Annotated in this window: 26 protein-coding genes; 20 read left to right on the top strand and 6 right to left on the bottom strand. The window is 58.7% G+C overall.

Features of this window, described 5'->3' with window-relative positions; translation table 11 throughout:
• Positions 1 to 7: 7 nt before the first annotated feature.
• A complete protein-coding gene (locus ACHEXL_RS05775; RefSeq protein ID WP_416561051.1) occupies positions 8 to 493 on the bottom strand; it encodes a peroxiredoxin in 486 nt (161 codons plus the stop codon).
• A 158-nt stretch (positions 494 to 651) separates the two neighbouring features.
• The gene (locus ACHEXL_RS05780) at positions 652 to 1,029 is read right to left on the bottom strand and encodes an Mth938-like domain-containing protein (RefSeq protein WP_416561052.1); all 378 of its coding nucleotides are present in this window, start codon (positions 1,027 to 1,029) and stop codon (positions 652 to 654) included.
• 132 nt (positions 1,030 to 1,161) lie between these two features.
• On the opposite strand from ACHEXL_RS05780, the gene ACHEXL_RS05785 reads away from it, so the two are divergent.
• From ACHEXL_RS05785 to ACHEXL_RS05810, 6 genes are read left to right on the top strand one after another with little or no spacing between them, the layout of a single operon-like run.
• A complete protein-coding gene (locus ACHEXL_RS05785) occupies positions 1,162 to 2,403 on the top strand; it encodes a pyridoxal phosphate-dependent aminotransferase (RefSeq protein WP_416561053.1) in 1,242 nt (413 codons plus the stop codon).
• A 55-nt stretch (positions 2,404 to 2,458) separates the two neighbouring features.
• Positions 2,459 to 3,781: a homoserine dehydrogenase gene (locus ACHEXL_RS05790; protein ID WP_416561054.1), complete on the top strand. Its 1,323-nt coding sequence runs from the start codon at positions 2,459 to 2,461 to the stop codon at positions 3,779 to 3,781.
• On the top strand, positions 3,781 to 5,226 hold the full coding sequence (gene thrC, locus ACHEXL_RS05795) for a threonine synthase (protein WP_416561055.1): 1,446 nt from the start codon (positions 3,781 to 3,783) through the stop codon (positions 5,224 to 5,226). The genes ACHEXL_RS05790 and thrC overlap by 1 nt, the downstream gene beginning before the upstream one ends.
• Before the next feature lie 5 nt (positions 5,227 to 5,231).
• Positions 5,232 to 6,485 (top strand): gephyrin-like molybdotransferase Glp, encoded by a 1,254-nt coding sequence (gene glp, locus ACHEXL_RS05800; RefSeq protein WP_416561056.1) that lies wholly within the window; start codon positions 5,232 to 5,234, stop codon positions 6,483 to 6,485.
• Positions 6,482 to 6,733 carry a molybdopterin converting factor subunit 1 gene (gene moaD, locus ACHEXL_RS05805; protein ID WP_416561057.1) on the top strand — a complete coding sequence of 84 codons (252 nt, stop codon included), beginning with the start codon at positions 6,482 to 6,484 and terminating at the stop codon, positions 6,731 to 6,733. The genes glp and moaD overlap by 4 nt, the downstream gene beginning before the upstream one ends.
• 4 nt (positions 6,734 to 6,737) lie before the next feature.
• A complete protein-coding gene (locus ACHEXL_RS05810; RefSeq protein WP_291927545.1) occupies positions 6,738 to 7,226 on the top strand; it encodes a molybdenum cofactor biosynthesis protein MoaE in 489 nt (162 codons plus the stop codon).
• A gap of 13 nt (positions 7,227 to 7,239) precedes the next feature.
• Here ACHEXL_RS05810 and ACHEXL_RS05815 read toward each other — a convergent pair whose 3' ends face one another.
• Positions 7,240 to 7,791 carry a hypothetical protein gene (locus ACHEXL_RS05815; RefSeq protein WP_416561058.1) on the bottom strand — a complete coding sequence of 184 codons (552 nt, stop codon included), beginning with the start codon at positions 7,789 to 7,791 and terminating at the stop codon, positions 7,240 to 7,242.
• An 86-nt stretch (positions 7,792 to 7,877) separates the two neighbouring features.
• On the opposite strand from ACHEXL_RS05815, the gene clpB reads away from it, so the two are divergent.
• Together clpB and ACHEXL_RS05825 are read left to right on the top strand one after the other, a co-directional pair.
• Positions 7,878 to 10,484 (top strand): ATP-dependent chaperone ClpB, encoded by a 2,607-nt coding sequence (gene clpB, locus ACHEXL_RS05820; protein WP_416561059.1) that lies wholly within the window; start codon positions 7,878 to 7,880, stop codon positions 10,482 to 10,484.
• A gap of 72 nt (positions 10,485 to 10,556) precedes the next feature.
• Positions 10,557 to 12,248 carry a thiamine pyrophosphate-binding protein gene (locus ACHEXL_RS05825; protein ID WP_416561060.1) on the top strand — a complete coding sequence of 564 codons (1,692 nt, stop codon included), beginning with the start codon at positions 10,557 to 10,559 and terminating at the stop codon, positions 12,246 to 12,248.
• A 70-nt stretch (positions 12,249 to 12,318) separates the two neighbouring features.
• Here ACHEXL_RS05825 and ACHEXL_RS05830 read toward each other — a convergent pair whose 3' ends face one another.
• Positions 12,319 to 12,720 carry an SWIB/MDM2 domain-containing protein gene (locus ACHEXL_RS05830; RefSeq protein WP_416561061.1) on the bottom strand — a complete coding sequence of 134 codons (402 nt, stop codon included), beginning with the start codon at positions 12,718 to 12,720 and terminating at the stop codon, positions 12,319 to 12,321.
• A 242-nt stretch (positions 12,721 to 12,962) separates the two neighbouring features.
• Between ACHEXL_RS05830 and rraA the strand changes: the two genes are divergently transcribed.
• The 11 genes from rraA (at position 12,963) to ACHEXL_RS05885 (ending at position 24,070) form a co-directional block, all read left to right on the top strand.
• Positions 12,963 to 13,478, top strand: coding sequence for a ribonuclease E activity regulator RraA (gene rraA, locus ACHEXL_RS05835; RefSeq protein ID WP_416561062.1), 516 nt, complete (start codon positions 12,963 to 12,965; stop codon positions 13,476 to 13,478).
• A 249-nt stretch (positions 13,479 to 13,727) separates the two neighbouring features.
• Positions 13,728 to 15,059 (top strand): isocitrate lyase, encoded by a 1,332-nt coding sequence (gene aceA, locus ACHEXL_RS05840; protein WP_416561063.1) that lies wholly within the window; start codon positions 13,728 to 13,730, stop codon positions 15,057 to 15,059.
• A gap of 235 nt (positions 15,060 to 15,294) precedes the next feature.
• Positions 15,295 to 16,116, top strand: a complete 822-nt coding sequence (locus tag ACHEXL_RS05845) for an alpha/beta hydrolase family protein (protein ID WP_416561064.1) — start codon at positions 15,295 to 15,297, stop codon at positions 16,114 to 16,116.
• A 257-nt stretch (positions 16,117 to 16,373) separates the two neighbouring features.
• Entirely contained in the window at positions 16,374 to 18,293 is a 1,920-nt protein-coding gene (gene thrS / locus ACHEXL_RS05850) for a threonine--tRNA ligase (RefSeq protein WP_416561065.1), read from the top strand.
• A gap of 86 nt (positions 18,294 to 18,379) precedes the next feature.
• A complete protein-coding gene (infC, locus tag ACHEXL_RS05855; RefSeq protein WP_416561313.1) occupies positions 18,380 to 18,979 on the top strand; it encodes a translation initiation factor IF-3 in 600 nt (199 codons plus the stop codon).
• Positions 18,980 to 19,115: 136 nt separating this feature from the next.
• Positions 19,116 to 19,319 (top strand): 50S ribosomal protein L35, encoded by a 204-nt coding sequence (gene rpmI / locus ACHEXL_RS05860; protein ID WP_019428895.1) that lies wholly within the window; start codon positions 19,116 to 19,118, stop codon positions 19,317 to 19,319.
• A 25-nt stretch (positions 19,320 to 19,344) separates the two neighbouring features.
• Entirely contained in the window at positions 19,345 to 19,707 is a 363-nt protein-coding gene (gene rplT, locus ACHEXL_RS05865; RefSeq protein WP_026036460.1) for a 50S ribosomal protein L20, read from the top strand.
• Positions 19,708 to 19,830: 123 nt separating this feature from the next.
• Positions 19,831 to 20,868: a phenylalanine--tRNA ligase subunit alpha gene (locus ACHEXL_RS05870; RefSeq protein ID WP_416561066.1), complete on the top strand. Its 1,038-nt coding sequence runs from the start codon at positions 19,831 to 19,833 to the stop codon at positions 20,866 to 20,868.
• 21 nt (positions 20,869 to 20,889) lie between these two features.
• Positions 20,890 to 23,319 carry a phenylalanine--tRNA ligase subunit beta gene (gene pheT / locus ACHEXL_RS05875; RefSeq protein WP_416561067.1) on the top strand — a complete coding sequence of 810 codons (2,430 nt, stop codon included), beginning with the start codon at positions 20,890 to 20,892 and terminating at the stop codon, positions 23,317 to 23,319.
• 29 nt (positions 23,320 to 23,348) lie between these two features.
• Positions 23,349 to 23,699: an integration host factor subunit alpha gene (locus tag ACHEXL_RS05880; RefSeq protein ID WP_416561068.1), complete on the top strand. Its 351-nt coding sequence runs from the start codon at positions 23,349 to 23,351 to the stop codon at positions 23,697 to 23,699.
• A 23-nt stretch (positions 23,700 to 23,722) separates the two neighbouring features.
• Positions 23,723 to 24,070 (top strand): DUF1840 family protein, encoded by a 348-nt coding sequence (locus ACHEXL_RS05885; protein ID WP_416561069.1) that lies wholly within the window; start codon positions 23,723 to 23,725, stop codon positions 24,068 to 24,070.
• A 24-nt stretch (positions 24,071 to 24,094) separates the two neighbouring features.
• On the opposite strand, the gene ACHEXL_RS05890 is transcribed toward ACHEXL_RS05885, so the two are convergent.
• Both ACHEXL_RS05890 and ACHEXL_RS05895 read right to left on the bottom strand, forming a co-directional pair.
• Positions 24,095 to 24,577: a DUF192 domain-containing protein gene (locus tag ACHEXL_RS05890; protein ID WP_416561070.1), complete on the bottom strand. Its 483-nt coding sequence runs from the start codon at positions 24,575 to 24,577 to the stop codon at positions 24,095 to 24,097.
• Between the two features lie 94 nt (positions 24,578 to 24,671).
• Positions 24,672 to 24,941 (bottom strand): cold-shock protein, encoded by a 270-nt coding sequence (locus tag ACHEXL_RS05895; RefSeq protein ID WP_416561071.1) that lies wholly within the window; start codon positions 24,939 to 24,941, stop codon positions 24,672 to 24,674.
• 154 nt (positions 24,942 to 25,095) lie between these two features.
• Between ACHEXL_RS05895 and clpS the strand changes: the two genes are divergently transcribed.
• Entirely contained in the window at positions 25,096 to 25,455 is a 360-nt protein-coding gene (clpS, locus tag ACHEXL_RS05900) for an ATP-dependent Clp protease adapter ClpS (protein ID WP_416561072.1), read from the top strand.
• Positions 25,456 to 25,482 lie beyond the last annotated feature (27 nt).

The following is a 25,482-nucleotide window of genomic DNA, read 5'->3' on the forward strand; positions in this document are numbered from 1 at the left end:
GGTGGCATCAGGCCACAGCAGCGGATTTTTTCAAGTCCTTGACTGCTTTGAGGACTTCTTCCACATGCCCGGGCACTTTCAGGCCGCGCCATTCTTGCTTGAGTGTGCCGTCTGCGCCGATCAGGAAGGTGCTGCGCTCAATCCCTTTGACTTTTTTACCGTACATGATTTTGTTTTTGACCACACCAAACATGTGGCACATTTTTTCTTCGGTGTCGGCAATCAGCTCGAATGGCAGTTCCAGCTTGGCTTTGAAATCATCGTGGGACTTCATGTTGTCGCGCGACACCCCCAGGACCAAAGCGCCGGCTTTGACGAAATCCTTGTACTTGTCACGGAACTGCATGGCCTCGGTGGTGCAGCCGGGCGTGTTGTCCTTGGGGTAGAAAAACAAAACCACGGGTTGACCAAGATGGGAGATGTTGGAAACTTTCAGGCCGCTGGTAGCGTTCGCTTCAAATTCGGGGAGGGGCTTGTTAAGAACGATCGCCATAAAACTTTGATCTCGCTTGACAGGTTGAGCGCTTGCCGCCGTTGGGTGACGTCATATGCGCTGAAGGCACAGGCCTCGGCAACCTTCGATTTTACTCTGAATGAGGGCCTTCAAATGGGCGAGTACTTGTAAACAAGTAGGTGATGAAAATGCATGCTTTAAGGCTCCATCAGCAAAGCGACCACGACTTTTCGCCCCTCGCTGGCCAAAATGTTGTAGGTGCGGCAAGCCGCTGCGGTGTCCATGGTTTCCAGCCCAATGCCCCGCGCGATCAAAGGTGCCAGCCAGGCTGGCTGAGGAAAGCGCAGGCGTTGACCGCTGCCAAAGATGACCAGTTCGGCCCCGCTGGCGGCCAATGGTTCAAAGTGCTCGGTTTTAAGTGCCTCAAAGTGGTTGACGGCCCATTCTTCGGGTGCAGCGCCTTTCAGGCTACTGACGGTCAAAGAGTGGGTGAATTTCTCGCCATTGACTTCGATCCAACCTGGGCCGTAGGCGTTGATGGTGAGGCTGTTGGATTTGTCGGGTTGTAGTTTCATGGGGTCTTCGCAGCGAACGAGGGAGCTTCGTGACCATATTAGAGTTGCCGCTCGGGTTGGCAGGCTCGAAATAGCCCTAAGTTGTGGTCAAATTATAGGTTTTCCCCTCTCGCAACCGCCTTTGGAGGCACTTTGAAGCCCATTCAAAAATCTGCCAAGCTCGCCAACGTTTGTTATGACATCCGTGGACCGATCATGGACCGTGCCCGCCAGATGGAAGAGGACGGACAAAAGATCATCAAATTGAACATTGGAAATCTGGCGGTTTTCGGTTTTGATGCGCCCGAAGAAATTCAACAAGACATGATCCGCAACCTGCCCAACTCGGCCGGTTACTCGGACAGTAAGGGCATTTTTGCGGCACGCAAAGCCGTCATGCACGAGACCCAAAAGCAGGGGGTCGTTGGGGTCACGCTGGATGACATTTACCTTGGCAACGGTGCCAGCGAATTGATCGTCATGGCCACCAATGCCTTGCTGGACAACGGCGACGAACTCTTGCTGCCATCGCCCGATTACCCATTGTGGACAGCGGCGGCCAGCTTGTCGGGCGGCTCGCCTGTGCACTACCGCTGCGAAGAGGCCAATGGCTGGATGCCCGATTTGGCGGACATCCGCGCCAAGGTGACCCCGCGGACCAAAGGCATTGTGGTCATCAACCCGAACAACCCAACAGGTGCGCTGTATTCCGACGATTTGCTCCAAGGCATTGTGGCCATCGCGCGTGAACATGGTTTGGTGATTTTTGCCGATGAGGTGTATGACAAGGTTTTGTACGACGGAGTCAAGCACACCCCGCTGGCGAGTCTGTCCCAAGATGTCTTGACATTGACATTCAATTCTCTGTCCAAGAGTTACCGCTCCTGCGGCTACCGTGCAGGATGGATGGTCATCTCGGGCGACAAGAAAAACGCCCGCGACTACATTGAGGGCTTGAACATGCTCTCCAACATGCGCTTGTGCGCCAACGTGCCAGGCCAATGGGCGATTCAGACCGCACTGGGCGGTCACCAAAGCATCAACGAACTGGTGGGTGAAGGGGGGCGCTTGCGCAAGCAACGCGATCTGGCGTATGCCTTGATCACCGCCATTCCTGGTGTGAGTTGTGTCAAGCCGCAGGCGGCGTTGTACATGTTCCCCAAGTTGGACGCCCGCATCTACCCGGTCAAGGACGACCAGGATTTCTTCTTGCAACTGCTGGAAGAAACCAAAGTCATGCTGGTGCAAGGGACTGGCTTCAACTGGCCCGATACCGACCATTTCCGCATCGTCTTCTTGCCCCATGAGGACGATTTGCGCGAGGCCATTGCCCGCGTGGCGCGTTTCCTGGAAGGTGCCCGCAAGCGCTTTGGCACCGAGGCCCTGGTGGCCTGAATTTGAAAATGAACACCCGGTTGTTTCGGGTGTAACGTCGTAAAGAAGTGAAAAAATGAAACCGATCAAAGTGGGCCTGCTGGGCATTGGTACTGTGGGCAGCGGCACTTTCAATGTGCTCCAACGCAACCAGGGTGAAATTCAACGCCGGGCGGGTCGTGGTATCGAAATCACCATGGTGGCCGACCTCAACGTGGCGCGAGCCCAAGAACTGGTGGGCCAGGGCGTGCAGGTCGTGGCCGATGCACGAGAGGTGATTGCCAACCCGGAGATTGACATCGTCATTGAGCTGATCGGCGGCTATGGCATTGCCAAGGCGCTGGTGCTCGATGCCATTGCCGCAGGCAAGCATGTGGTCACTGCCAACAAGGCACTGTTGGCGGTGCACGGTACAGAGATCTTTGCAGCCGCCCAGGCCAAAGGCGTGATGGTGGCTTTCGAAGCCGCAGTGGCCGGGGGCATCCCGATCATCAAGGCGCTGCGCGAAGGCCTGACGGCCAACAGCATCCAGTGGGTTGCGGGCATCATCAACGGCACAACCAACTTTATCTTGTCCGAAATGCGCGACAAGGGCCTCGATTTTGGCGATGTGCTCAAGGAGGCCCAGCGTCTGGGCTATGCAGAGGCAGACCCAACGTTCGACATCGAGGGCGTGGACGCCGCGCACAAAGTGACCCTGATGAGCGCGATCGCATTTGGCATTCCGGTGCAGTTTGACAAAGCCTATGTGGAAGGCATCACTAAGTTGGGCGCAGCCGATATCAAATATGCCGAGCAATTGGGTTACCGCATCAAGCTCTTGGGCATCACCAAGCGCACGGCCCAAGGGATTGAGCTGCGGGTGCACCCCAGCCTGGTGCCCAGCCAGCGCCTGATTGCGAATGTGGAGGGCGCCATGAACGCCGTGATGGTGCAAGGCGATGCCGTGGGCACCACCTTGTATTACGGCAAAGGCGCAGGCTCCGAGCCCACCGCCAGCGCGGTGATCGCCGACCTGGTAGACATCACCCGTTTGCACACCGCCGATCCCCTCAACCGCGTACCGCATCTGGCTTTCCAGCCTGGTGCCATGAGCAATTTGTCGGTGCTGCCCATGTCCGACGTGGTGACCAGCTATTACCTGCGTTTGCGCGTGGCCGATCAGGCGGGCGTGCTGGCCAAGTTGACCGGCTTGCTGGCCCAGGCCGACATCAGCATCGACGCGGTCTTGCAGCGCGAGGCCGATCAGGTCAGCCAAGCGGGCGAAAACCAGACCGACGTGATCATCCTGACCCACGACACCCGAGAAGGCACCCTGAACGACGTGCTGGCCCAAATGCAGGCGCTGCCGACCGTGATGGCGCCGATTGTGCGCATTCGCAAGGAAGAGTTGAACTGATGCGCTACCTGTCGACCCGCGGTCATACCGACCGTAAGCAATTTTGTGAAATCCTCCTCGAAGGTTTGGCGCCGGACGGTGGCCTCTACCTGCCGGAAAGCTATCCGAAACTGGATGACGCCGCGCTGACACGCTTGCGCGGCGTTTGGCAGAGCCAGGGCTATGCAGCATTGGCCTTTGAGGTGCTGTCGCTCTACATCGACGACATCCCGCGCGACGATCTGCAAGCGCTGTGCCGCAAGACTTACACCCCAGCGGTGTTTGGCACGCAAGAGATCGTGCCGCTCAAGCCTTTGCAAACCGCAGCTCAGGCCCAGCCCGACCTCTACCTGGAGGCTTTGTCCAACGGCCCGACCTTGGCCTTCAAGGACATGGCCATGCAGTTGCTGGGCAACTTGTTTGAATACGAGCTGGCACGGCGCGGTGAAGAACTCAACATTTTGGGCGCAACATCGGGCGATACTGGCAGCGCGGCCGAATACGCCATGCGCGGCAAAAAGGGCGTGCGCGTCTTCATGACCAGCCCGAACGGCCGCATGAGCCCGTTCCAGCAAGCGCAGATGTTCAGTCTGCTCGACGAAAACATCCACAACATCGCCATCGAAGGCGTCTTCGACGACTGCCAGGACATCGTCAAGGCGGTCTCCAATGATCTGGATTTCAAGCGCCGATACAAGATCGGCACCGTGAATTCCATCAACTGGGCGCGTTTGCTGGCCCAGGTGGCGTACTACTTCGCTGGGTATTTCCAGGCGACCCAGCGCAACGCGCAAAAGGTCAGCTTCACGGTCCCCAGCGGCAACTTTGGCAATGTGTGCGCGGGCCATGTGGCCCGCATGATGGGTTTGCCGATTGACCGCTTGGTGGTGGCCACCAACGAAAACGATGTGCTGGACGAGTTTTTCCGCACCGGCGTTTACCGCGTGCGCGGCACGGCCGACACGCACGAAACCTCCAGCCCCTCGATGGACATCTCCAAGGCCAGCAACTTCGAGCGCTTTGTTTTCGACCTGCTGGAGCGCGATGGCACCCAAATCAAAGCCATATTTGGCGAAGGGCTGAGCCGCCAAGGCTTCTTCGATTTGTCGGGTGACGCCCGTTTTGCCAAGGCCGCTGCGGTCTACGGCTTTGACAGCGGCCGAAGCACCCATGCCGACCGTCTCAAGACGATTCAGCAGGTGTTTGAGCGCTATGGCGTGATGATCGACACCCACACCGCCGACGGCGTGAAGGTGGCCCAAGAGCAACTGGACCCGCAGGTGCCCATGATCGTGCTGGAAACCGCTTTGCCGATCAAGTTTGCCGCCACCATCGTGGAAGCTTTGGGTCGCCAACCTGAGCGCCCACCGCAGTTTGAAGGCATCGAAGCCTTGCCCAAACGTGTGCAAGTCATGAAAGCAGACGTGGGTTTGGTCAAGGCCTACATCTCGCAGCATTGCGACTGAAGCCGATGAGCCAGTCCCCCCGCTCACCTTTGATGTCGCTGGACGATGCGTTGACCACGCTGTTGGCGCACATCAGCCCTTTGGCAAGCACGGAGTCGGTCGCCACCCTGGATGCCGATGGCCGCATCCTGGCGCAGGACGTGGTTTCTTCCTTGCAAGTGCCGGCCTTTGACAACGCTTCCATGGACGGCTACGCGGTGCGCAGCGCCGATGTGCAGCAAGCCGGGGTGGCGTTGACGGTGACGCAGCGCATTCCCGCTGGGCACTTCGGGCAGCCCTTGGAACCCGGGCAGGCTGCTCGCATTTTCACAGGCGCCCCGGTGCCTGTAGGCGCTGACGCCATCGTGATGCAGGAGCAAACCGAGCCGGCAGAACAGACCGACCAGGTCCGTTTTGTGGCTGCGGCCCAGCCCGGCCAGTGGATTCGCCGCAGAGGCGAAGACGTTCGTCAGGGGGATACCGTGTTGAAGCGGGGTCAAAAACTGGGCCCCGCTGAGCTGGGTTTGGCGGCCAGCCTGGGTTTGGCCCACCTGCAGGTCATGAGCCGACCCAAAGTGGCCTTGTTTTCCACGGGCGACGAGTTGGTCATGCCCGGTGATGTGGCCCCTGCCGACATGCCGCCCGGGGCCATTTACAACTCCAACCGGTTTTTCTTGCGGGCTTTGCTGCACCGTCTGGGCTGCGAAGTGAGCGATCTGGGCATCGTGCCCGACCGCCGGGAGGCCACGGTGGCCGCGCTCAAGACGGCGGCCGACCACCACGACCTGATTGTGACCAGCGGCGGGGTGTCGGTCGGTGAAGAAGACCATGTCAAACCGGCCGTGCAGTCTTTGGGCGCCTTGTCGCTTTGGCAGATTGCGATGAAGCCAGGCAAACCCTTTGCCTACGGCCATGTGCGGCGCGAGACAGCTACAGGCCTGGCCCATTTTGTGGGTCTGCCGGGCAATCCCGTGTCGAGCTTCATGACCTTTTTGCTGCTCGTCAAACCCTTGATTCTGGCTCTCCAGGGGGCTGAGCAGCGTGCGCCTGTCCGGATGTCCTTGCCGGCCCATTTTGAGTTGCCCAAAGCCGACAAGCGGCGTGAATTCTTACGTGTTCGCCGCAATGCGTCGGGTGGGCTGGACCTCTTTCCCAACCAAAGCTCGGGGGTGCTGACCTCGGTGGTTTGGGGCGATGGCGTGGTGGACAACCCCGCAGGTCAAACCATTGCCCATGGGGACCTTGTCAGTTTCTGGCCGTTTTCGGAGTGGTTGTCATGAAGATCCAGGTGCGTTACTTTGCCTCTCTGCGCGAAAGCATTGGATTGGCCAGCGAGATGGTGGACACGGACAGCCAAGACGTGGCGGGCCTCCGGGCGCAATTGATCGCCCGTGGCGGCGCCTATGCAGAGTGCCTGTCTAACCAACGGCCTGTGCGCGTGGCCGTCAACCAGGTCATGGCCTCCGATGCCACGCCGCTCGCGGCCAATGCCGAAGTGGCCTTTTTCCCGCCCGTTACCGGAGGCTGAAGCCATGCCCGATCTCGTCACCGTGCAGCAAGAAGACTTCGATGTGTCGCAGGAATTGAGCGCTTTGCGGGCGCAAGATTTGCGGGTGGGCGCTGTGTGCAGTTTTGTGGGCACGGTGCGCGATACCCGCGCCTTGACAGGGCAGGCGCAAGACGAGGTGCAGGTGATGGAGCTAGAGCATTACCCGGGCATGACCGAAAAATCGATCGAAGCCATGATCGAGCAAGCGCATCAGCGTTTCGATTTTTATGCCGCCCGCGTGGTGCATCGGGTGGGGCGCTTGCTGCCCGCCGATCAGATCGTCCTGGTGGCGGTCACTTCGGCGCACCGTGGCGAGAGCTTCAAGGCCTGCGAATTCCTGATGGACTACCTCAAGACCCAAGCTCCTTTCTGGAAAAAAGAGCAAACCCCGCAAGGGGCACAGTGGGTCGATGCGCGGGTGTCCGACGATGCGGCCTTGGCCCGCTGGGGCATTGAGGGCCGCAACGCCTGAGCAGTTGCAGGCCTCAGTGCTTGTAAACCGCAGGCGTGGCCAGCGACCCGGCGCTGTCACCGTTGCTTGGAGACGGGCTGGCCGTCATCATGGCCCAATCGGCCTTGGCCATGCACTGGCGAATCAAGTGGATCAGCCCGTGGACCAGCGAGGCTTGTAAATTCATCTGGCATGACTGTGTGTTGTCGCCAGTTTTTTGTTGGAACACGATTTGTAAACCGCCGCTGGCTTGCAGGCTGATTTGCGCATCGGTGACCAGCAGCGGCTCGCTGCCCAAAGGCAACTGCTGCACTTTTCCATCGTAAGGGGTTGCAAAGTCTGCGGTTTGCAAAAAAGCATCGCGTTTGAGCTCGGTCAGCAGTTGCCGGGCTGCGGGGTCTGCAACAGCCAATCCTGGCTGCGCGGCCTCCAGGCGGCCAATTGACAGGTCCATGACGGGCAGCAAGCGCATCACCATGCGGCGGGTCAGCCAAAAACGGAATTCCTTGGCATCCTGGGTGTTCAGGCGCAACAACAGGCGATCTTGACGCTCGTCATGGCTGATGGACAGCTGGTGAATGTTCATGGCTTGATTTTAGGCAAGCCCGAGCCGGATTGCCTGACTTGAAAATGGGCAATGCCTCCCCAAATGTTCACCATTGGAGAAATTTCATGCGCCTAGACAAACTGACCACCAAATTTCATGAAGCCTTGTCCGATGCCCAATCCCTGGCATTGGGGCGGGATCACGCGTACATCGAGCCCGTCCACGTGCTGGTGGCGATGCTCAAGCAAGAAGAGGGGCCCAAGGCCTTGCTGTTGCGAGCCGGCGTGCAAGTGCCGGGCTTGACCCTGGCCGCAGAAGCTGCGCTGGGCCGCTTGCCGCAAGTCACGGGGCAGGACCAGGTCCAGGTTGGCCCCGAGCTGGCCAAGCTGCTGCAGGGGGCTGAAAAAGAAGCCATCAAGCGGGGTGACGCCTTCATTGCCAGTGAGCTGTTTTTGTTGGCTGTGGCCGACCACAAAGGCGATATTGGACGTTTGGCCAAAGAGCATGGCCTGAGCCGCAAGAGCCTGGAGACGGCCATCGACGCGGTTCGCGGTGGGCAGTCGGTGGGCAGTGCAGAGGCCGAAGGCCAGCGCGAAGCCCTCAAGAAATATTGCATCGACCTGACCGAGCGTGCTCGCATCGGCAAGCTGGACCCGGTGATTGGTCGCGATGACGAGATTCGCCGCGCCATCCAGGTTTTGCAGCGCCGCACCAAGAACAACCCGGTGCTGATCGGCGAGCCTGGTGTGGGCAAGACCGCGATTGTCGAAGGCTTGGCCCAGCGCATCGTGGCGGGCGAGGTGCCTGATTCGCTCAAGGGCAAGCGGGTGCTGTCGCTCGATATGGCCGCTTTGCTGGCCGGGGCCAAGTTCCGGGGTGAGTTTGAAGAACGCCTGAAAACCGTGCTCAGCGAATTGGCCAAGGACGAGGGCCAGACCATCGTGTTCATCGACGAGCTGCACACCATGGTCGGCGCGGGCAAGGCCGAGGGCGCCATGGACGCGGGCAACATGCTCAAGCCCGCATTGGCAAGGGGTGAGCTCCATTGCGTGGGCGCTACCACGCTGGACGAGTACCGCAAATACATCGAAAAAGACGCCGCGCTGGAGCGCCGTTTTCAGAAAATTCTGGTGAACGAACCCACGGTGGAGGCCACCATTGCCATCTTGCGGGGTTTGCAGGAGAAATACGAAATCCACCACGGGGTGGACATCACCGACCCGGCCATTGTGGCGGCGGCCGAGCTCAGCCACCGTTACATCACCGATCGCTTCCTGCCCGACAAGGCGATTGACCTGATCGACGAAGCCGCGGCCAAGATCAAGATTGAGATCGACTCCAAGCCCGAGGTGATGGACAAGCTCGACCGCCGCTTGATCCAGCTGCAGATCGAGCGCGAGGCGGTGCGCAAGGAGAGCGACGAGGCGTCGCAAAAACGCTTTGCCTTGATCGAGGAAGAGATCGACAAACTGAAAAAAGAAGCGGCTGATCTGGAAGAAATCTGGCACGCCGAAAAGGCCCAAGCCCAGGGCGGCCAGCAGGTGCGCGAGCAGATCGACCAGCTCAAGCAGCAAATCGAGGAGTTCACACGCAAGGGCGATTTCAACAAGGTGGCCGAGCTGCAATACGGCAAGCTGCCTGCGCTGGAAAAAACCCTCAAAGAGGTGCAGGCCAAGGAGTCGGCACCCGGTGAAAAACCGGTGCACCGCTTGCTGCGCACCCAGGTGGGAGCCGAAGAGATTGCCGAGGTGGTGTCGCGTGCGACGGGCATCCCGGTGTCCAAGATGATGCAAGGCGAGCGCGAAAAGCTGCTCCAGATGGAAGACAAACTGCACCAGCGCGTGGTGGGCCAGGACGAAGCCATTGCGGCCGTGGCCAACGCCATTCGCCGTTCGCGCTCGGGTCTGTCCGACCCGAACCGCCCCACGGGCTCTTTCCTGTTTTTGGGCCCCACAGGCGTGGGCAAAACCGAGCTGTGCAAAGCGCTGGCGGGCTTTTTGTTTGACAGCGAGGACCACCTGATCCGCATCGACATGAGCGAGTTCATGGAAAAGCATTCGGTGGCCCGCCTGATCGGTGCACCGCCGGGCTATGTGGGGTATGAAGAGGGCGGCTATCTGACCGAGGCGGTGCGTCGCAAGCCCTACAGCGTGTTGCTGCTCGACGAGGTGGAAAAAGCCCATCCCGATGTCTTCAACATTCTGCTGCAAGTGCTGGACGACGGTCGCCTGACCGACGGGCAAGGCCGCACGGTGGACTTCAAGAACACGGTGATCGTGATGACTTCCAATTTGGGCTCGCACCTGATCCAGTCCATGGTGGGGCAGCCCGCTGAGGACATCAAGGACGCGGTGTGGGACGAGCTCAAGACCCATTTCCGCCCCGAGTTCCTGAACCGCATCGACGAGACGGTGGTTTTCCATGGCCTTGATGCCCAGCACATCGCAGCCATTGCCGAGATCCAGCTGCAGGTCTTGCAAACCCGCCTTGCTCGCATGGATTTGACCTTGAAGGTCAGTGCCGCAGCTTTGTCCGAATTGGCCAAGGTGGGCTTTGACCCAGTGTTTGGCGCCAGGCCTTTGAAAAGGGCGATCCAGCAGCGTCTGGAAAACCCCTTGTCCAAACTGCTGCTGGAAGGGCGCTTTCCGCCCAAGTGCACCATCGAGGTCTCGGTGGACCCGGTACGCGCTCCGGGCCAGTTCGATTTCCAGGTGCTCGAACACGCGTTGTGACGCGACAAGCCGTGCAAGCAGCGCTTGCACGGCTGTGACAGACCCGCCCTGCGGCGTTGGGCACAATGGGGCATGACTTCAAAAATTGCTGGCCACCTGCTCGTTGAATGCCTCTTGGCCCAAGGCGTCACCCATGCTTTCGGGGTGCCCGGTGAAAGTTATCTGGCGGTGCTCGATGGCTTTCATTTGCACCGCGACACGATCCGGTTTGTGACCTGCAGGCAGGAGGGTGGAGCGGCTTTCATGGCCGAGGCCCAAGGCAAGCTGACGGGCCGCCCAGGTATCTGTTTCGTCACGCGCGGCCCGGGCGCCACCAACGCGTCGATCGGTGTGCACACCGCGTTCCAGGATTCCACGCCCATGATTTTGTTTGTGGGCGATGTGGCCAGCGACACCCGCGACCGCGAGGCCTTCCAGGAAATGGACTACACCCACTTTTTTGGTCCTTCGACCAAAGGCATGGCCAAACGGGTCGAGCGGGTGGACGTCCCGGAGCGCTTACCCGAGTATGTGGCCCGCGCTTTTGCCACGGCCATGAACGGTCGGCCTGGCCCTGTGGTGTTGGTGTTGCCAGAAGACATGCTGACCCGCCCCGTCAAGGCCGAGGCGCTGGGGCGCGTGGAGCCGGTTCAGGCCTGGAGCGACCCGGGCGCCTTGCGCACACTGCGCGACCTGCTGCTGGCGGCCCGCAAGCCTCTGGTGATTGCAGGTGGCGGCGGATGGACCACGCAGGCTGCTCAAGCCTTGCAGCGTTTTGCCGAGAACTGGCAGCTGCCTGTGGCCAACGCTTTCCGCTTTCAAGACACTTTTGACAACCACCACCCTTTGTATGCCGGTGATGTCGGCATTGGCATCGGGCCGGCTTTGGCTCAAGCTGTGCGCGAGTCGGATCTGATTTTGGCCTTGGGGCCGCGCCTGGGCGAAATGACGACCAGCGGCTACACCTTGCTGCAAGCGCCCAAACCCGTCCAGAAATTGGTGCACATCCATTGCAGCCCAGAAGAGTTGAACCGTGTTTACCAAGCGGATTTGGCGATCCTCGCCACCATGAATGCGGCTGCTCGCAGCCTTGAAGTGCTCACAGCACCCACCGAGCTGCCCTGGACCGAATGGACGCAGCAGGTGCATCAGGGCTATTTGAACAACCTGAAACCCCAAGCTTTGCCCGGCGATGTGGACATGCCCGACATTGTGGCCACGCTGCAAAAGCATCTACCTCCCGATGCGGTGGTCACGAACGGGGCTGGCAACTTTGCCAGCTGGATGCACCGTTTCTTCAAGCACCATGGCCTGGCCAAGGGCCACAAAACCCAATTGGCGCCCACGGTCGGGGCCATGGGTTACGGCGTCCCGGCAGGCATTGCGGCCAATTTGCTGACCGGACGGGTGGTTTTCACCATCGCAGGTGACGGTGACTTCTTGATGAATGGTCAGGAGTTGGCGACCGCTGTGCAGCACGGCGGCAAAAGCATCATTGTGGTTTTGAACAACGGCATGTACGGCACGATCCGTATGCACCAGGAGCGCGAGTACCCCACGCACGTCACAGGTTCGCAGCTGAAAAATCCTGACTTTGCCGCTTTGGCCGAGGCGTATGGCTATGTCGGGGTGCGCATTCAGAAGACGGCGCAATTCGAAGCGGCTCTTCTGGACGCGCTCGCCCGTTCACAGGGCACCCTGATGGAGGTCGTGCTCGACCCTGAAGTGATCACCACACGGGGCACCTTGCAGGCGATCACGCAAGCGTCTTTGGCCAAGAGATGAAGAGTGTGGCTTTCAAGCCGACGTAAAAAAACCCGCTTGCGCGGGTTTTTTCATGAGGCTGCAAGCTGAATTACTTCAGGTGCTTGCCAATCAAGCCGGCCATTTCAAACATGGTGACTTGTGCCTTGCCAAACACAGCCTTGAGCTTGTCGTCGGCGTTGATCGCACGGCGGTTCACGCTGTCTTGCAGGTTGTGCTTCTTGATGTAGACCCACATCTTGCTGACCACTTCGGTGCGTGGCAGTGGTGTGGCCCCCACCACAGCAGCCAATGCAGCGCTGGGTGTCAAGGCTTTCATGAAAGCTGGGTTGGGTGTGCGCTTCGTAGCAGGTGCCGCCTTTGTAGCGGGTGCTTTAGCCGCTACTTTCTTGGCGGGTGCTGCAGCCTTTTTCGCTGGAGCAGCTTTTTTGGCCGGTGCTGCTTTTTTAGCGGGTGCAGCTTTTGTGGCCGGGGTTTTTTTCGCAGTTGCCATGGTGAAATTCCTTTGAGCGGAAGTGAGTTCTTCGCTGCGTAACAGTTTGTTTACAGCTGACTGCATGCTACTGGAGAAACGGCGACTTTCCAAGCCGAATCCGCATTTTTCTATAGGGGTTGTTGCTGATTTGCGGGCTGATTTTTGGATTTTTCGTTGCCGTTTTGTGATTCGCACCGACACAGTGCGTATGCGCTGTGTAAGTCGCTCCGATTCAACTGTTCTCTTTTGACTTCGAGGGTGTGACGTTGCATACAAGCGCTTCTTTTTCAACCTGTGATTTTTGTGATGCGCACAGAGCGGATGACTCGGGTGATTTTCGTGTGCTGTCGCCTGTCTTCAAGGATTTTGGCGGGCAATCTTCATTTCATGGGCAGGTGTTGACGGTGAAGTGTTACCAAGACAACAGCCATGTCAAAAGGGCGGTAGAGTCCGATGGACAGGGCCGTGTCCTGGTGGTCGATGGGGCTGGTTGTTTGCAACGCGCTTTGCTCGGAGGCAATTTGGCCGCTGCTGCTGTACGGCATGGTTGGGCGGGTGTGGTGGTCCATGGTTGCGTGCGAGATCTTTCTGAAATCCGCGTTTTACCCATCGGCATTCGTGCTTTGGCTCTCAACCCTATGCCAACTTTGCGTGCAGACCAGGGGCAAACGGGTGGTGCTGTGACGATTCAAGGCACCCTTGTTCAGACGGGAGATTGGCTTTATGCAGACAGCGATGGCATGGTGCTCAGTTGCCGCGCCCTGCACATTTCATAAGTTGTCAGGTGTTTTCATAATTTGAAAAATGCTGATGGTGTGATGCCGCAATTTTTCTCAATATGGGAAACAATAAATCACATTGCGAAATTACTTCTATAAGCCCTTGATTTTTAACAAATAAAAATATGTCTTGTATAAGACATAAGAATGTGAGTTGGTCTTCTATAAGAGTTAAGATGAATCCAACGACGAAGCAGAATCCGCTGCCTACATCGCCAGATTTCCACTTGACTACAGGAGTCCTCCATGCCAGCCAACCTCACACAACAACTGAGCCGTGAACAGCAAATCGCCGCCCTCGAAAAAGACTGGGCCACCAATCCACGTTGGAAAGGTGTGAAGCGCGGTTATTCCGCAGCCGACGTCGTGCGCCTGCGCGGCAGCATGCCCATCGAGCACACCCTGGCCAAGCGCGGTGCAGAAAAGCTCTGGGAAAAAATCAACGGCGGTGCCAAAAAAGGCTACGTGAATGCCTTTGGTGCCATCAGCGCCGGTCAGGCTATGCAACAAGCCAAAGCGGGCTTGGAAGCTGTGTACCTGTCGGGCTGGCAAGTCGCTGCCGACGGCAACACATCGGAGACCATGTACCCCGACCAGTCACTCTACGCCTACGACTCCGTGCCCACCATGGTGCGCCGCATCAACAACACCTTCAAGCGTGCGGACGAAATCCAGTGGGGCCGTGGCATCAATCCTGGCGACAAAGAATTCATCGACTACTTCCTGCCCATCGTGGCCGATGCAGAAGCCGGTTTTGGTGGTGTGCTCAACGCTTTCGAGCTGATGAAGAACATGATCGCCTCTGGCGCAGCGGGTGTGCACTTTGAAGACCAATTGGCTGCCGTCAAGAAGTGCGGCCACATGGGCGGCAAGGTGCTGGTGCCCACTCAAGAAGCTTGCGAAAAATTGATCTCTGCACGCTTTGCCGCCGACGTCATGGGCGTGTCCACCATCGTGCTGGCCCGCACCGACGCCGAAGCTGCCAACTTGATCACATCCGATCACGACGCCAACGACAAGCCATTCTTGACTGGCGAGCGCACTCAAGAAGGCTTCTACCGCGTGAAAAACGGTCTGGAGCAAGCCATCAGCCGTGGCGTGGCTTACGCCCCTTACGCTGACCTGGTCTGGTGCGAAACCGGCGTGCCTGACATTGGCTTTGCCCGTGAATTTGCCCAAGCCGTGCACGCCGCTTGCCCCGGCAAGCTGCTGTCGTACAACTGCTCACCATCGTTCAACTGGAAGAAAAACCTCAACGACAGCCAGATCGCATCCTTCCAGGACGACCTGTCTGCTTTGGGCTACAAGTACCAGTTCATCACACTGGCGGGTATCCACATCAACTGGTTCAATACCTTCCAGTTCGCCCACGCATACGCCCGCGGCGAAGGCATGAAGCACTACACCGAGATGGTGCAAGAGCCCGAATTCGCCGCCCGCGACAAGGGTTACACCTTCGTGTCACACCAGCAAGAAGTGGGCGCAGGCTACTTCGACGACGTGACCACCGTGATCCAAGGCGGCTCGTCTTCTGTGAAGGCCCTGACCGGTTCGACAGAGGAAGAGCAGTTCCACTGAGCAGCTGCGCTGCCCTGCTGACTCGGTGAGCGCTTGAAAAGGCGCTTGCATGAACAAGCCGCCTGATGCGCAAGTATCGGGTGGCTTTTTTTCGATCTATCTAGTCAAGCCTCAACATGGACTGGCGTTTAGACCATGGTGTGACGGGCTTAAACCTGTGACGTGTTTTGGTGCAAAGCAATTGATTGCGGTCTTGCATTTATTATGAAATCCTCAAATATCCATGGATATCCTTGTGAAATTCACCAACTTTAGGTTTTTGATGGTTTTGGCCCTGGTGATGACGTCTCGGGTCGCGTGGGGCCAACTCTGCACTGACTTGCCTGTGGAAAGAACAGTGTCCGATCAAAAAGGGGGTTGCCTGGCATTGGTTCCCATCGGAACACCACTTATTGCAGCGAAAACTTTGATCGTGATGCTGCATGGGGATGGCGAGGGCCAGTTGGGGCACAGGCAGATTGACCGATGGACCGCCATTGGACGCAGTTTGTCGGCACCTGATCGCAATGTGTTTTTCATGATTCGTCCTGGCTATCAAACACCCGTCGGCAATTCGAGTGGTTGGGCCAATCCCAAAGATGACGATTACACGGCCGAGAATATTGCCCGGGTCGCAGGAGCCCTGGCGTCCTTGAAAAGCACTTATAAAGCCAAAAAATTGCTCCTAGTCGGTCATTCAGGAGGAGCTGCAACATCGGCTTTGGTTTTGGGCAAACATCCTACCGTGGCCGATGCGGCGTTGCTGCTCGGATGTCCGTGTGATGTACCTCCGTGGCGAAACCACCGAAATGCACAACGGGGACGAGGTGGCCCATGGACCAACAGCCTGAATCCGCTTGATTACATTTCGACCATACCCTCTGGTACTCGTGTGATGGCCGTGACAGGCTCACAAGACGACAACACGCTACCAGAGTTTGCCGAGCGTTGGGTTGAAAAAGCATCATCCAGTGGTGTTCATGCCCGTTATGCAGATGCTCCCGGCCTCAACCATTCAAGTATTCAGCAGTGGCCTGATATCCATTCCAAGGTCAGTGAACTCATCAATTCCCTGTAGTCGTTTTTAATACGCATCTGAAGCTGTACCTTTGTCTCGCAACAGTCAGAACCTGGTGCAGGCTGCTTCGACGGCGTGATCACCGTAATCCAGGGCGGCTCGTCCTATGTGTAAGCCCTCACAGGTTCGACCGGAGAAGGGCATTTGCACCGATCGACTTCGGATATCTGAAGGCGAGGGCGGCGTAAAATCCACATTCAGCGTTTCGACACACCTTCCAAGCGCGGCCCGCGCCGCGCTTTTTTACTTGCAGACACATGGTTCAGATCACACTCCCCGACGGCTCTTTGCGTGAATTTCCTGGTCCGGTCACCGTGGCCGAAGTTGCTGCTTCCATTGGCGCAGGCCTGGCCAAGGCGGCTTTGGGTGGCAAGGTCAATGGGCAACTGGTGGATACCAGCTTCAGCATGTCGGCCAACGCCAAGCTGGCCATCGTGACCGCCAAGGACCCTGAGGGGCTGGAGTTGATCCGCCACTCAACGGCCCACTTGCTGGCATACGCCGTGAAGGATTTGTTTCCTCAGGCGCAAGTCACCATCGGTCCCGTGATCGACAACGGTTTTTATTACGACTTTTCCTACAGCCGCCCCTTCACGCCCGAAGATCTGGTGGCCATTGAAAAACGCATGACCGAGCTGGCCAATAAGGATGAGCCTGTGGTGCGTCGTGTTTTGCCGCGTGACGAGGCGGTGACTTATTTCAAAGGTTTGGGCGAACATTACAAAGCCGAGATCATCTCCAGCATCCCGGCCGACCAAGAGGTCAGCCTGTACCGCGAAGGCAATTTTGAAGACCTGTGCCGGGGCCCCCACGTGCCCAGCACGGGCAAACTCAAGCACTTCAAACTCATGAAAGTGGCGGGCGCCTACTGGCGTGGCGACAGCAAGAACGAGATGCTGCAGCGTGTCTACGGTACGGCTTGGGCCAGCAAGGAAGACCTGCAGCAGTACCTGGTGCGCCTGGAAGAAGCTGAAAAGCGCGATCACCGCAAGCTCGGACGCGAGCTGGACCTGTTCCACATCGACGAGCATGCCCCGGGTCTGGTGTTCTGGCACCCCAAAGGCTGGACCGTTTGGCAAACCATCGAGCAGTACATGCGACAGGTATACCGCGACAACGGCTACCAGGAAGTCAAAGGCCCGCAGATCATCGACAAGAGCCTGTGGGAGAAGACTGGCCACTGGGACAAGTACCGCGACAACATGTTCACGACCGAGTCGGAAAAGCGCGACTATGCGCTCAAGCCGATGAACTGCCCGGGCCATATTCTGATCTTCAAGCAGGGCATCAAGAGCTACCGCGACCTGCCGCTGCGCTATGGCGAATTCGGTCAGTGCCACCGCAACGAGCCTTCGGGTGGTCTGCACGGCATCATGCGCGTGCGTGGCTTCACGCAGGACGATGGCCACATCTTCTGCACTGAAGACCAGATCCTGCCCGAGTGCGACACCTTCACCAAGGTGCTCAAGAAGGTCTATGCCGACTTCGGCTTCACCGACATCCTCTACAAGGTCTCGACCCGCCCGGCCGCCCGGATTGGCTCGGACGAGCTGTGGGACAAGGCCGAAAAAGCCCTGATGGACAGCTTGCGCGCTTCAGGCTGCGAGTTTGTGATCTCGGAGGGCGATGGTGCTTTCTATGGCCCCAAGATCGAATACACCTTGAAAGACGCCATTGGCCGCGAATGGCAGTGCGGCACCATCCAGGTGGACTTCAACCTGTCCGAGCGCCTGGACGCCGAATACACCGCCGAAGACGGCAGCCGCCAACGCCCTGTGATCCTGCACCGTGCCATCGTAGGCAGCATGGAGCGTTTCATCGGTATTCTGGTCGAGCAGCACGCCGGGGCTCTGCCCACCTGGCTCGCGCCCCTGCAGGTGTCTGTGCTGAACATCACCGACGCACAGGCCGATTACTGTCGCGAAATCGCTGCAAAACTGCAAAAATCAGTGTCAAATCAAGGCCTTAGGGTCGATATGGACCTGCGTAACGAGAAAATCACGTATAAAATACGCGAGCATTCGTTGCAAAAGCTGCCTTACATCCTTGTCGCTGGCGACAAAGAGAAGGCAGCAGGTACCGTCGCAGTGCGCGCCCGAGGCAACAAAGACCTCGGTGTGATGTCGATCGATGCGTTCATTGAACTCATTGCTGCCGACATCGCTTCTAAAGCCTGAAGGTGAGTTTCGCCACATGCTTTGGCCCGTGGGCACAAAGATGGATGCGCTGCATGTCGCAGTTTTGTTCCGTAAAGGATTGAGTCATCGCTACCGAATTTCGTGATCGTCGCCACCGCGAAGAACGTAAACACCGTTTGAACCGTGAAATCATGGCCCCTGAGGTCCGTGTGTCCGGCCCTGACAATGAGCCCATGGGCATTTTGTCGCTGGCCGAGGCTCTTCGCCTGGCCGGGGAAATGGATGTGGACTTGGTGGAAATTGCCGCTACGGCCATCCCACCGGTCTGCCGTTTGATGGACTACGGCAAGTTCAAGTACCAAGAGCAAAAGCGCGCGGCAGAAGCCAAAGCCAAGCAAACGGTCATTGACATCAAGGAAGTCAAGTTCCGTCCAGGTACCGATGACGGTGACTACAACATCAAAATGCGCAACATCCGCCGCTTTTTGGCCGATGGTGACAAATGCAAGATTACCCTGCGTTTCCGGGGCCGCGAGATCACCCACCAAGAGTTGGGGATGGCCTTGCTGAACCGGATTCGCGACGAATTGGCCGATTCCATCATCGTGGAGCAGTTTCCCAAGCTGGAAGGCCGCCAGATGATCATGATGATCGCGCCAGGGCGGAAAAAACCTGCTGGTGGCGGCAAAGCTGCAGACGCGTCTGCACCTGCTGAACCGGCTTGATGAAGAATTTGACCGGCTTTCGGGCCGGTTGAATCAAAAGCTGCCTTTGGGTGGCTTTTGTTAAAAGTGGCTCGGGGCCAACAAGGCTGCAAAGATTTTGCAGACGCCTCACGAGCACAATTAAAGGAGCATTGACATGCCCAAGATGAAGACCAAAAGCAGTGCTAAAAAGCGCTTCCGTGTTCGTCCCGGTGGAACCGTTAAACGCGGCCAAGCCTTCAAACGTCACATCCTGACCAAGAAGACCACCAAAAACAAGCGTCACCTTCGCGGTGCAGTCGCTGTGCATGAGACCAATATGGGTCACATCGCTCAGATGCTGCCCATGGCTGGCCTGTAATCACTGACGAACAAGGAGAAAAACTATGCCTCGCGTTAAACGTGGTGTAACGGCACGCGCCCGTCACAAGAAAGTCCTGGCCCTTGCAAAAGGTTTCCGCGGTCGCCGCGGCAATGTCTTCCGCATAGCCAAACAGGCGGTGATGAAGGCTGGCCAATACGCCTACCGTGACCGCCGCACCAAAAAGCGTGTGTTCCGTCAGTTGTGGATTGCCCGTATCAACGCCGCTGCGCGTGAATGCGGTCTGACCTACAGCCAGTTCGCCAACGGCCTGAAGAAGGCTGCCATCGAAATCGACCGTAAGATGCTGGCGGACATCGCCGTGCACGACAAGGCCGCTTTTGCTGGCATCGTGAACCAAGTCAAAGCCAAACTGGCCGCAGCTTGAGTCCATGAGTGACACGGGCCCTCGGGTCTGTGCCACGCACTCGATCAAAGGGATTGAGGCTCGCAACAGCTTCAGTCCCTTTTTTATTCCCCCATTCAACGATCTTCCACCGATCCCCACACCATGAACGAGCTGGACACCCTGGTCGAATCCGCACGCCAGAGTTTTGCGCAGGCACTGACACCTGCCGACCTCGAAAACGCCAAAGCCCTGTTTCTGGGCAAAGCCGGTCGCATCACCGAGCTGATGAAGGGCATGGCTGCTTTGAGCGTGGAAGACAAGAAAACCCGGGGTGCCGCCATCAACCTCGCCAAGCAGGCGATCGAGGCTGCCCTGAACGACCGCCGCCAGGCGCTTGCAGACGCCGAGCTGCAGGCCCAGCTCAAGGCCGAGGCGCTGGATGTGACCCTGCCCGGCCGCAGCGCCAATGTGGGCGGTCTGCACCCTGTTTCGCTGACGCTGGAGCGCGTGGAGCAAATTTTTGGCTCCATGGGCTTTGAAGTAGCCCAAGGCCCCGAGATCGAGACCGACTGGTTCAACTTCACCGCGCTTAATACCCCCGAAGACCACCCGGCCCGGTCCATGCACGACACCTTCTACGTCGAAGGCGGCCACCTGCTGCGCACGCACACCAGCCCCATGCAGATCCGCCATGCGGTGCAGCACGTCAAGCGTTACAAGAACCTGCTCGACGCGGGTCAAGCGATGCCAGAGATCCGCGTCATCGCGCCGGGCCGCACCTACCGCGTGGACAGCGACGCCACCCATTCGCCCATGTTTCACCAGTGTGAAGGCCTGTGGATCGGTGAGAACGTGAGCTTCAAGGACCTCAAGGTCGTGGTCACCGATTTCTGCCGCACCTTTTTTGAAAGCGACGATCTGGTGCTGCGTTTCCGCCCCAGCTTCTTCCCCTTCACCGAACCCAGCGCCGAGATCGACATCCAGTTCCAGAGCGGCCCGCTCGCCGGGCGCTGGCTCGAAGTGGGTGGCTCCGGCCAGGTGCACCCGAACGTGGTGCGCAACATGGGCCTGGACCCCGAGCGTTTCATCGGCTTTGCCTTTGGCATGGGCATGGACCGTTTCACCATGCTGCGCTATGGCGTGAACGACCTGCGCCTGTTCTTTGACGGCGATGTGCGTTTCCTGAGTCAGTTCCAGTAATTCCAAGCCGAGACCCGAGACATGCAATTTCCCGAATCCTGGTTGCGCGAATTCTGCAACCCATCCCTGACGACCCAGCAACTGGCTGACACCCTGACCATGGCCGGCCTCGAAGTGGAAGAACTCGAGCCCGTGGCCCCGCCGTTCACCAAGATCGTGGTCGGTGAAATCAAGGAAGCTGTGCAGCACCCCAACGCCGACCGCCTGCGCGTGTGTCAGGTGGATGTGGGGCAGGGCGCCCTGCTCAACATCGTCTGCGGCGCGCCCAACGCCCGCATGGGCATCCGCGTGCCCTGCGCCCTGGTGGGGGCCGAGTTGCCCCCAGGTGAAGACGGCAAGCCTTTCGCCATCAAGGTCGGCAAGCTGCGCGGCGTCGAAAGCCAGGGCATGCTGTGCTCGGCCAAAGAGTTGCAGATTGCCGACGACCATGGCGGCTTGCTGGAGTTGCCCGCAGACGCCCCCTTGGGTCAGGACATTCGCCAGTATCTCAATCTGGACGATACCCTGATGACGCTCAAGCTCACGCCCAATCTGGCGCATTGCCTGAGTGTCTACGGCATCGCCCGCGAAGTGTCGGCCTTGACTGGTGCACCGCTCAAGGCTCCGACTTTCCCGGCCGTGGCCACGCAAATCACCGACAAGCTGGCTGTGCAGGTGCAGGCCCCAGATCTGTGCGGCCGCTTCAGCGGCCGGGTGGTCAAGGGCGTGAACACGAAGGCTCAGACCCCGCAGTGGATGGTGGACCGCCTGGCCCGTTGCGGTCAGCGCAGCGTGAGTCCGCTGGTGGACATCTCCAACTACGTGATGTTCGAGTTCGGTCGCCCTTCGCACATTTTTGACCTCGACAAGATCCATGGCGGCCTGCAAGTGCGTTGGGGTAAGGCCGGTGAATCGCTCAAGTTGCTGAACGGCAATACCGTGACGGTCGATGACAAGGTGGGCGTGATCGCCGACGACAGCCAGGTCGAGTCCTTGGCCGGCATCATGGGCGGCGACGCTACAGCTGTGTCGGATGACACGCAAAACATCTACATCGAAGCCGCCTTCTGGTGGCCGACCGCCATCGCGGGCCGCTCGCGCCGCTACAACTTCTCGACCGATGCCGGTCACCGTTTCGAGCGCGGTGTGGACCCGCAGCTGACGGTGGAGCACATTGAGCGCATCACCCAGCTGGTGCTGGACATCTGCGGCACGCCCGAAACGAAAGTCGGCCCCATCGGCGACCAAACCCTGAGCATTCCGGCGATCCAGCCCGTCACCCTGCGCGTGGCCCGTGCGGTCAAAGTCATCGGCATGCCGCTCACGCAAAAGCAGTGTGCCGATGCGCTGCGCGGTTTGGGCCTGCAAGTCACAGAAGGCGAGGGCACCGTCACCGTGACGCCGCCCAGCTTCCGCTTTGATTTGCAGATCGAGGAAGACCTGATCGAAGAAGTGGCCCGCATGGTGGGCTACAACAACCTGCCGACCAACCCACCTTTGGCCCCCATCACCGCCAAGGTGCGCCGCGAAACCGAGCGCAGCCCGTCCGCTGTGCGCCGCGCCATTGCCGCGCTGGGCTACCAGGAAACCATCAACTACAGTTTTGTCGAAGAAAGCTGGGAACGTGACCTGGCCGGCAACGCCCAGCCAATCCGCCTGCTCAACCCGATCACCAGCCAGATGAGCGTGATGCGCTCGAGTCTGATCGGCTCGCTTTTGCAGGTGGTCAAGTTCAACGCCGATCGCAAGGCCGACCGCGTGCGCGTGTTCGAGCTGGGCCGCGTGTTCCTGCGCAACGCCGCGGTTCAAAGCACCGACACGACGGTGAAGGGCTTTGACCAACCCATGCGCGTGGCTGGCATGGCTTGGGGCCCTGTGGAGCCCCTGAGCTGGCAGGGCAAGGCCCGCAACGTTGATTTTTACGACGTGAAGGCCGATGTGGAAAAGTTGCTGGCCCCACGCAAGGCGACCTTTGCAGCCGCCGAACACCCCGCGTTGCACCCCGGGCGTTCGGCCCAGGTGCTGGTGGACGACTTGGTGATCGGCCATGTGGGCGAGTTGCACCCCCGTTGGCGTCAGGCCTGGGAACTGCCCAGTGCCCCCGTGGTGTTCGAGTTGTCGCTCGACGCCGTGACGGCCCGCGTGGTGCCCGTGGCCCAGGCGGTGGCCAAGCACCAGTCGGTGGAGCGGGACCTCGCGGTCATTGTGAGCGAGCACGTCACCCACGGGCAGTTGATGGCGGCCATTCACGCAGCATCCACCCAAGGTTTGCTGCGCGATGCGGTGCTGTTTGACATTTACCGCCCTAAAGCCGAGTCCGTTGGTCCATTAGCCGCAGGTGAAAAAAGTCTGGCGGTACGCCTGACCTTGCACAGCGACGAGGCGACCCTGACCGATGAACAGATCGAGGCGGCCATGACGGCGGTGATTGACCAGCTCACGCGGCAGGTGGCGGGCCGTTTGCGGGCTTGAAGCCGCTGCATCTTTAGACGGACGCGCACATGCAAATCAGCTTTGAAACCCTGGAAACTCCGGCCCTGACCAAGGCGCACCTGGCCGATTTGCTGTTCGAGCAGATCGGCTTGAACAAGCGCGAGTCCAAGGACATGGTCGATGCGTTCTTCGACCTGATCGTGGACAGCCTGATCGCCGGGGACGACGTGAAGATCTCAGGCTTCGGCAACTTCCAGATCCGCACCAAAGCAGCGCGTCCGGGCCGCAACCCGCGCACTGGAGAATTGATCCCCATTGATGCACGTCGTGTCGCGACCTTTCACGCCAGCCATAAACTCAAGGCCTTGATCCAGGGCGATGCCGTCGACGACGAAGGTGTGGAGACGGTGGGCCGCTGAATCATTCCTGATTGGAGCCCCCCATGTTGTTCAAGTTCAAATCGAAGGCGGCTAGCGATCTCATCATGCTGGAAGCTGATGCGAGAAGGCTGCTGAAAATCATTCTGGACAAAGACCCTGTCCAGGGAATCCTGTTGGCAGTAGACTTGCCTGCGGCCATTGCCGCCCTGGAGGCAGCAGTGGCGCAAGATGAGGCGCTGCGCAAACAAAGGGCAGCGCAGAACGAGTCAGAAGAAGAGGCTGCTGAGCGGGCAGACGACGGCGAGGCCAAACTGCAGGAGGCCATCAGCCTTGCCCAGCGAGCCGCTCCCATGATGAAGCTGCTTAAACTGAGTCAAGCTCAGGGTGCTGACGTCGTTTGGGGCGTTTGAGCATTCACCGCCCCAGCGGTCTGCTCAGCGCTTGAAGATTGCGCCCCCTAATTTATAACCCGCCTTGACTTGTCGCTTGGCAAACCAGCCGACGTTCATCTCGAGGACGTAACGAACAGGTTTTTCCGAGCAATGCGAGGCATCGCTCAAGGGTTTCATGTCCGCAATGTTCACGATGGTGCCGTCGTCTGCGACAAAAGCGGCAGACAAGGGAATCAAGGTGTTTCGCATCCAGAAGCATTGCGTGGCGGGTTGCTCAAAGACAAACAACATGCCTTCGTGTTGGGGCATGTCCTTGCGCCACATCAGACCGATTTGACGCTGCTCCGGGGTCTGGGCCAGCTGCACACCCAGCACGTGCATGCCCGCTTGCAGCTGGGTTCTGGGCAAATTCAGCTGAGGCCCTTGCTGAGCCCAGCCATCCAGAGCCAGCAGCGCCAAAGCCCAAGCGACAAAGCATTGCCTTGGAATGGATGAGGAGGAGATCAGAAAAGCAGAAAAATTCATGGTCTCAAAGCATGGGTGCGCGAATGAAAACCCACAGCATAAAGGCAAACTTGTATTTTGAAGTGATCGGCGCGCCGTTTTGGGCTGTGCAGACTCAGTTAGAAGGCGCGGAGAAGGCTTGCTCAGCTGCCCCATCGGGCTGCGCCGTACCGGGCGCTTCTGGCTCGGTGCGGATGTTCCCTGCCATCAGGCCTTTGATGCCTTGGCTCAGTTCAAAAGTAACGCGTGCACCTTCTTTGAGACTTTTGTAACCGTCGGACTGGATGGCCGAAAAATGGGCAAAAGCGTCTGGTCCGCCACCGTCGGGCTGAATGAAACCAAAACCTTTGGCGTCGTTGAACCATTTGACCGTACCGCTGGGCATGTGCTGTCTCCGTCTTGTTTTCTCAGTGTGGTTCGGGATTATCAATTTTGTCAATGTGAGGTTTTCCCCGATGCCGACCTGGATGACCATTTGTCGCCAAGACTTTTGTCTTGGTCCGTCTCAAGATGGTCTAAAGCGTCGATAGAATGAATTCATGGCAACGAAAAAACCTGCAAATCCCACGCTGCCGACCGTGACACCCCGAACACCCGATGGTGGCGATTCGGTGGTTCTGGAACGCCGTGCCCAAAAAATTGAACCGCCCCAGATGTACCAGGTGGCGATGTTGAACGATGACTACACCCCCATGGAGTTCGTGGTGATGGTGATCCAGGAGTTCTTCAGCAAGGACCGCGAAGCGGCCACGCAAATCATGCTCAAGATCCATCTGGACGGCAAAGGGGTGTGCGGGGTTTACTCCCGCGATGTCGCCGCCACCAAGGTGGACCAGGTGCTCGATGCTGCCAAACAGGCCGGTCACCCGCTGCAATGTGTCAGTGAACCTATTGAATAGTGTGGCTTACCCCCCACATCATCTGTA

The sequence above is a fragment of the Limnohabitans sp. YIMB22184 genome (genome assembly GCF_048020265.1).
Lineage (GTDB): Bacteria > Pseudomonadota > Gammaproteobacteria > Burkholderiales > Burkholderiaceae_C > Limnohabitans_A.

Bases quoted from the DNA above. Each gene is read 5' to 3' on its own strand.
- ACHEXL_RS05815 (WP_416561058.1), bottom strand. From the start codon at position 7,791: ATGAACATTCACCAGCTGTCCATCAGCCATGACGAGCGTCAAGATCGC.
- thrS (WP_416561065.1), top strand. From the start codon at position 16,374: ATGGTTCAGATCACACTCCCCGACGGCTCTTTGCGTGAATTTCCTGGT.
- rplT (WP_026036460.1), top strand. From the start codon at position 19,345: ATGCCTCGCGTTAAACGTGGTGTAACGGCACGCGCCCGTCACAAGAAA.
- pheT (WP_416561067.1), top strand. From the start codon at position 20,890: ATGCAATTTCCCGAATCCTGGTTGCGCGAATTCTGCAACCCATCCCTG.
- ACHEXL_RS05810 (WP_291927545.1), top strand. From the start codon at position 6,738: ATGCCCGATCTCGTCACCGTGCAGCAAGAAGACTTCGATGTGTCGCAG.
- ACHEXL_RS05775 (WP_416561051.1), bottom strand. From the start codon at position 493: ATGGCGATCGTTCTTAACAAGCCCCTCCCCGAATTTGAAGCGAACGCT.
- ACHEXL_RS05790 (WP_416561054.1), top strand. From the start codon at position 2,459: ATGAAACCGATCAAAGTGGGCCTGCTGGGCATTGGTACTGTGGGCAGC.
- ACHEXL_RS05870 (WP_416561066.1), top strand. From the start codon at position 19,831: ATGAACGAGCTGGACACCCTGGTCGAATCCGCACGCCAGAGTTTTGCG.
- ACHEXL_RS05885 (WP_416561069.1), top strand. From the start codon at position 23,723: ATGTTGTTCAAGTTCAAATCGAAGGCGGCTAGCGATCTCATCATGCTG.
- moaD (WP_416561057.1), top strand. From the start codon at position 6,482: ATGAAGATCCAGGTGCGTTACTTTGCCTCTCTGCGCGAAAGCATTGGA.
- aceA (WP_416561063.1), top strand. From the start codon at position 13,728: ATGCCAGCCAACCTCACACAACAACTGAGCCGTGAACAGCAAATCGCC.
- rpmI (WP_019428895.1), top strand. From the start codon at position 19,116: ATGCCCAAGATGAAGACCAAAAGCAGTGCTAAAAAGCGCTTCCGTGTT.
- glp (WP_416561056.1), top strand. From the start codon at position 5,232: ATGAGCCAGTCCCCCCGCTCACCTTTGATGTCGCTGGACGATGCGTTG.
- ACHEXL_RS05895 (WP_416561071.1), bottom strand. From the start codon at position 24,941: ATGCCCAGCGGTACGGTCAAATGGTTCAACGACGCCAAAGGTTTTGGT.
- ACHEXL_RS05825 (WP_416561060.1), top strand. From the start codon at position 10,557: ATGACTTCAAAAATTGCTGGCCACCTGCTCGTTGAATGCCTCTTGGCC.
- ACHEXL_RS05890 (WP_416561070.1), bottom strand. From the start codon at position 24,577: ATGAATTTTTCTGCTTTTCTGATCTCCTCCTCATCCATTCCAAGGCAA.
- ACHEXL_RS05780 (WP_416561052.1), bottom strand. From the start codon at position 1,029: ATGAAACTACAACCCGACAAATCCAACAGCCTCACCATCAACGCCTAC.
- ACHEXL_RS05830 (WP_416561061.1), bottom strand. From the start codon at position 12,720: ATGGCAACTGCGAAAAAAACCCCGGCCACAAAAGCTGCACCCGCTAAA.
- thrC (WP_416561055.1), top strand. From the start codon at position 3,781: ATGCGCTACCTGTCGACCCGCGGTCATACCGACCGTAAGCAATTTTGT.
- clpS (WP_416561072.1), top strand. From the start codon at position 25,096: ATGGCAACGAAAAAACCTGCAAATCCCACGCTGCCGACCGTGACACCC.
- ACHEXL_RS05880 (WP_416561068.1), top strand. From the start codon at position 23,349: ATGCAAATCAGCTTTGAAACCCTGGAAACTCCGGCCCTGACCAAGGCG.
- clpB (WP_416561059.1), top strand. From the start codon at position 7,878: ATGCGCCTAGACAAACTGACCACCAAATTTCATGAAGCCTTGTCCGAT.